The organism is Nitratidesulfovibrio liaohensis (genome assembly GCF_011682075.1).
In the GTDB taxonomy this organism is placed as follows: Bacteria; Desulfobacterota; Desulfovibrionia; order Desulfovibrionales; family Desulfovibrionaceae; genus Cupidesulfovibrio; species Cupidesulfovibrio liaohensis.
In genome coordinates this window covers 1-5138 of sequence record NZ_VSMK01000184.1, presented here as the reverse complement: position 1 = coordinate 5138, position 5138 = coordinate 1, and the positions used below count along the sequence as shown (strand labels likewise).

Here is a 5138-nt window from a genome sequence, read left to right as displayed (position 1 = left end):
CGGGGGAACGGGCGTGGCGCGCGGCTGGCGGACGTGCGCGGGGTGAAGAACGGTCCGCGCGGGTGATGCGGCCAGTGTGGCCGCGCGCGGCGCTGCCGAGGCAGGGCAGAAGGGCATGGTGAACTCCGGTGCTGGCGGTGCGTAGTGCCGTCAAGCATACAGCAGGAATCCGGATTGCGCAAAGGCGTGGCCCATTGCATCCGATCCTGCACGGGCGCAGGGGGCCGTCGCCATTGGCATTGTCTGCCCGGCGGTGCTAGTACACGCGGCAGGAGGCCGCATGACCACTCCTCACGACAGTCCGCCTGGTGACACGACCGCCGCGAAGGGCACACCGACCGACATTGCACCCGGCACCGGGGGCGCCGGGCTTGCCAGCGATTGTGCGTCAGCCTCGCTGGCACCGAACGCCCCGCCTGCGCCTGACGTCTCCGCCTCTGCCACGCCTGTCGCTGCCGGGCAGCGCCCCGACCAGCGCAAGGCCTATCTGTACGGCATCGCCACGGTGGCCATCTGGTCCACGGTGGCCACGGCCTTCAAGCTGGCCCTGCGCCAGCTGGATCCGTTGCAGTTGCTGCTGGTGTCCACGGCGGTGTCGCTGCTGGTGCTGGCCGCCATCCTGCTGGTCCGCCACGGATTCGGGGGGGTGGTCCGTGAGCTGGCGGCCGCGCCCCGGCGCGAACTGCTGCGGGCCGCGCTGCTGGGCGTGCTGAACCCCTTCGCCTACTACATCGTGCTGTTCAAGGCGTACGCCCTGCTGCCCGCGCAGGTGGCCCAGCCGGTGAACTATACCTGGGCCATCACCCTGACGCTGCTTTCCGTGCCGCTGCTGGGGCACAAGGTGACCCGGCGCGAGTTGCTGGCCGTGGCCGTGAGCTATGCCGGGGTGGTGGTCATCGCCACGCGGGGCGACGTGGCCGCGCTGGCCGGGGGCAACGTGACCGGGGTGGCGCTGGCGCTGGTGAGCACGGTGATCTGGGCGCTGTACTGGATCGGCAACGCGCGCAGCCCGCTGGAGCCGGTGCTGGGGCTATTCTGCAACTTCGCGGCGGGGTTGCCGTTGGTGTTGGCTGCCACGTGCATCTTTTCGACGCTGCCGCTGGGGGCGGAACTGTGGCCGGGGCTTGCCGCCGCCGCGTACGTGGGCGCGTTCGAGATGGGCATTGCCTTCGTGTTCTGGCTGAAGGCCATGCGTTTGACGGAGTCGGCGGCGCGCATCGGCAATCTGATCTTCTTTTCGCCGTTTCTGTCGCTGGTGTTCATTGCACTGCTGCTGGGCGAGCGGATACTGCCCACCACGTTGGCGGGGCTGGTGCTGATTGTGGCAGGCAACCTGTTGCAGCGTCGGGGGTAGCGCGGGGGGGGTAGCGCCGCGGGGGCGTGGCAAGGCCTGGGTGGTCAGGCTGCTCTGTACTGCCGGGAATGCGGCGCAAAAACAGCCTTTTTCCCGCTGGCGTCGTCAGCCCGCGTTTCGCCTTGGTCGAGTATCCATATACACTCCCTGCGGCGAAACGCGTCCTTCCTCGCCAGCGGAAAAAACGCTTGTTTTCACGCCGTCTTCGCGGCACCAGCCCCCCGTGCGCCCAAGGCCGCGCACGGGATTGAAGGAAGGGGAACAGGACGGCAACGGGGAAAGGAAACGGAGGGGGGCGAGCGACAGGGGGCGTCTGTTCCTGAACGCCGGGAATGTGGCGCAAAAACACTCTTTTTCCCGCTGGCGTCGTCAGTCCGCGTTTTGCCTTGGTCGAGTATCCATATACACTCCCTGCGGCGAAACGCGTCCTTCCTCGCCAGCGGAAAAACTCTTGTTTTCACACCGTCTTCCCGGCACCACCCCCCCCGTGCGCCCAAGGCCGCGCACGGGATTGAAGGAAGGGGAACAGGACGGCAACGGGGAAAGGAAACGGAGGGGGGCGAGCGACAGGGGGCGTCTGTTCCTGAACGCCGGGAATGTGGCGCAAAAACAGTCTTTTTCCCGCTGGCGTCGTCAGCCCGCGTTTCGCCTTGGTCGAGTATCCATATACACTCCCTGCGGCGAAACGCGTCCTTCCTCGCCAGCGGAAAAAACGCTTATTTTCACGCCGTGTTCGCGGCACCAGCCCCCCGTGCGCCCAAGGCCGCGCACGGGTTTAAAGGAAGGGGAACAGGGGGATTAGGAACGTGCCGCCAGTGATGCCGATGCCTGTCTTTCCGGGAGCTGGCAACGATAACCCATCGTGCGTAGAAGCGTGTGCCGCCGGGCTTTGGCGGCGGCATATGCGTCGCAACGGGGGCGTCGGAAGGGCACCCGAGTGGCGGCATGGCGGCGGGAGGTTCGTGCACATGCGCATTCCGCCGGACAGATCACCCGGAGGGGCCTTGCGCCGCAGGGAAGCTGCCGACGGCAGGAACGCCGCGCAGGACGACCCGGGGTTCCAAGGGGCGTAGCCCCTGGAACGCGGGGGTACAGGGGGTGTTCGTTACAACACCCCCTGTCCGCCGAAGGCATAACGAAATCGAGCGCGTCCAAAGGGGCTCAACTGTCTTCGTAGAAGCCGCATCCAACAAGGCAGGACACTCCTCTCTTCCCTCTCTTATCCCGCTTTTCCGCTCCTCTCCCCGAAAAGTAGACGGGGACGAGAGCCTTTGCCCTCGCCCCCGTCCGGAGACGCCTCTCCATCCCTAAGGACTATGGTGTCCGGAACCGCCCGGCCTGTGTGACGCCCTGCGCGGCAACGCCAGTCGGGTTGCCGCCATTCCCGCGCGTCAGCCGTCCTGCGCGGCGGCGCTTCCGCGCTCCGCGCACTTCCCGGCCCATGGCCGGTCAGCGCTGTGCGCCAAACCTGCGGTCCCAGTCGAAATCTCGTCGCGTGACCACATCTTCCATGCGGCGGATGCGGCCTTCCAGCCGGTCGAACTTTTCCTTCAGCCTGCGCAGCGCCTCGCCGCGCGAGGACACGTAGCTGCCGTAGAAGTCGCGTTCGCCCGCGTCCGCCGGTGGCAGCACCGGGCGCGGCTTCATCACCAGCCCGGCCAGCACGTACAAGCCCACCACGGGCCAGAACCCGGTGAACAGGGCCGCCGCCACGAACAGCGCGCGCACCATGAATACCGACATTCCGAAATGTTGCGCAAGCCCTTTACACACTCCCATCAGCTTGCCGTCGCGGGCGCGGTACAGGGTGCGGGGGCCTCGATCATGCCAGGCATCCCGCCCGCCGCGCAGCGTGTCCCAGATATTTTCCCGGCGCGCGCCATCGCCATGCCATCCGGCCCGGCACGCGCCGTCACGGTCGAATCCGTTCCCGTCGCGGCCTTCCCCGTTGGAGCAATGACGCCCGCCCCGGCCCCAGCCGGGACGCCTGTCGAACCTGCTTTCGTGGCCGTCCATGGTCATTCCCTCCCCTGGCCGCGCGGGGCATCGCGTCCGGCGTCATGCCGGGCACGCCCCGCCGTGCCGTCCGGATCGAGCAGCAGCGTTTCCAGCGCCTCCACCCGCTCCTCCATGCGGCCCATGGCCCGGTACATTTCCTGGATCATCCGGGCCTCGTCGTCATGCGCCGGGGTGGCGCCCTCGCGGGTGCGCAGCAGGCGATACAGGATGGCCAGCAACAGCACGGCCACCAGCGCGGGCAGCACCATGAACCAGAACATCATGACCGGCCCCAGTTGCGCCATGACGGCGAACATTTCCTCGAACATGTATGGCTCGTGCATGCGTGGCCTCGAACTGTCGTGCCGCCGTGCGCCGGGACGTGGCCCGTGGCGCGGGCAGCGGGGTGGCAAGCCCGGATGGAATCGCGGACGTCAACACGTGCGGTGCGCCTGATGCACCTGATGCGCCTGATGAGTCTGGCGCGGCCCCATGCAGGCCGGCGCACACTCCAATCCTGCACGGGCGATGCCGCGCGGGCATCCAGCCTAGCCTCTGCAACCGGCGGGCGCAAGGCGGTTACTCCATTGCGCCGGAAACTTCACCGTGGCGCGGGGCGGCTGCGCCCTTGCCTGAATTGGCAGCCCGTTCGCCCACGCGGGCGCGCAGGGCGGCCAGCTCGCGCTCCAGTTCGTCGCGCGTTTCCAGGTCCGCGAAGGCGGCATCCAGACCGTTGCGCGTATCCGTGGGCACGCGCACGGCGTCGGCCTCTGCCTCCATGTGTTCCACGCGGCGCTCCAGTTCCTCGAACCGGTGCATCACTTCCAGCGATGCGGCGCGGCGCACGTCCTCGCGGGCCTGCCGACGTACCCGGGCATGCACGTGGCGCTGCACCAGCATGCGCTGCTTGTCGCGCGCGGCTGCCAGCTTTTCGTCCAGCACGTCCATGTCACCCTGCGTGCGTGCCACCAGCGCGTCGATTTCGTCCAGTTCGCGGCGCAGTGCGTCGGCGCGCTCGTTCTCGCGTCGGCGTTCAAGCAGCGCCTCGCGCGCAAGGTCCTCGCGCCCGGAGGTCACGGCCAGTTCGGCCCGGCGGTCCCAGCGGTCCACCTGGTCCAGCACGCCGTCCAGTTCGCGGCGCACCCGACGCGCCTCTGCCATGCTGGAGGCGCACCCGGCCTTCAGTTCCACCAGCGTTTCCTCCATCTCGCGGATCATCAGCCGGACCAGCTTTTCCGGGTCCTCGGCCTTGTCCAGCATGGCGCTGATGTTGGAACTGACGATGTCCTTGAATCGCGAAAAGATACCCATGATCGCCTCCTGCGGTGCGTCGTGCATTCGTGTCAGCAGGAAAGCAGCAACCGTGCCAGCCAGCCCGCAGGAGGCAACCATGAGCAATCACTGGGAATGACCTCAACATGCCGGGCGATGCACACCGCCCGCAAAATTGATTTATCCCAATCTCTGGTGAAAATCACCAAAATATGGTTGAATCAACCATGCACGATCGCACGCGCGCTGCCGCGTCGCCAGCACTGACCGAGGCCATCGGCCAGTCGGACGCGTTTCTCGCCTTTCAGGAGGCGCTTTCTCGTGTGGCGCGCGTGGACCGACCCGTGCTGCTGGCGGGCGAACGCGGCACCGGCAAGGAGCTTGCCGCCGCGCGACTGCACTATCTTTCCCCGCGCTGGCAGGGACCGCTGGTGGTGCTGGACTGCGCGGCGCTGGCCCCCACCCTGGCCGAGGCCGAACTGTTCGGCCACGAGGCCGGGGCCTTCACCGGGGC

General features: G+C 67.6%; 5 protein-coding genes. 2 read left to right on the top strand and 3 right to left on the bottom strand.

The window, feature by feature from the left end:
• The first annotated feature begins 280 nt into the window (after window positions 1-280).
• Window positions 281-1354 (top strand): DMT family transporter, encoded by a 1074-nt coding sequence (locus tag FVW27_RS07440; RefSeq protein ID WP_243838276.1) that lies wholly within the window; start codon window positions 281-283, stop codon window positions 1352-1354.
• 1449 nt (window positions 1355-2803) lie between these two features.
• Here FVW27_RS07440 and pspC read toward each other — a convergent pair.
• The 3 genes from pspC to pspA form a co-directional block, all read right to left on the bottom strand.
• Window positions 2804-3370 (bottom strand): envelope stress response membrane protein PspC, encoded by a 567-nt coding sequence (gene pspC, locus FVW27_RS20895; RefSeq protein WP_208294679.1) that lies wholly within the window; start codon window positions 3368-3370, stop codon window positions 2804-2806.
• A gap of 2 nt (window positions 3371-3372) precedes the next feature.
• A complete protein-coding gene (gene pspB, locus FVW27_RS07430) occupies window positions 3373-3696 on the bottom strand; it encodes an envelope stress response membrane protein PspB (protein ID WP_035067175.1) in 324 nt (107 codons plus the stop codon).
• A gap of 235 nt (window positions 3697-3931) precedes the next feature.
• Window positions 3932-4663 carry a phage shock protein PspA gene (gene pspA / locus FVW27_RS07425; RefSeq protein ID WP_167123995.1) on the bottom strand — a complete coding sequence of 244 codons (732 nt, stop codon included), beginning with the start codon at window positions 4661-4663 and terminating at the stop codon, window positions 3932-3934.
• Window positions 4664-4851: 188 nt separating this feature from the next.
• Here pspA and FVW27_RS07420 point away from each other — a divergent pair.
• Window positions 4852-5138, top strand: a 287-nt coding sequence (locus FVW27_RS07420) for a sigma 54-interacting transcriptional regulator (protein WP_167123993.1), incomplete at its 3' end; no start/stop codon positions are given.

What these genes read in the sequence shown, in the direction of transcription:
- FVW27_RS07440 (WP_243838276.1), top strand. Translation starts at nt 281, where the DNA reads ATGACCACTCCTCACGACAGTCCGCCTGGTGACACGACCGCCGCGAAG.
- pspC (WP_208294679.1), bottom strand. Translation starts at nt 3,370, where the DNA reads ATGGACGGCCACGAAAGCAGGTTCGACAGGCGTCCCGGCTGGGGCCGG.
- pspB (WP_035067175.1), bottom strand. Translation starts at nt 3,696, where the DNA reads ATGCACGAGCCATACATGTTCGAGGAAATGTTCGCCGTCATGGCGCAA.
- pspA (WP_167123995.1), bottom strand. Translation starts at nt 4,663, where the DNA reads ATGGGTATCTTTTCGCGATTCAAGGACATCGTCAGTTCCAACATCAGC.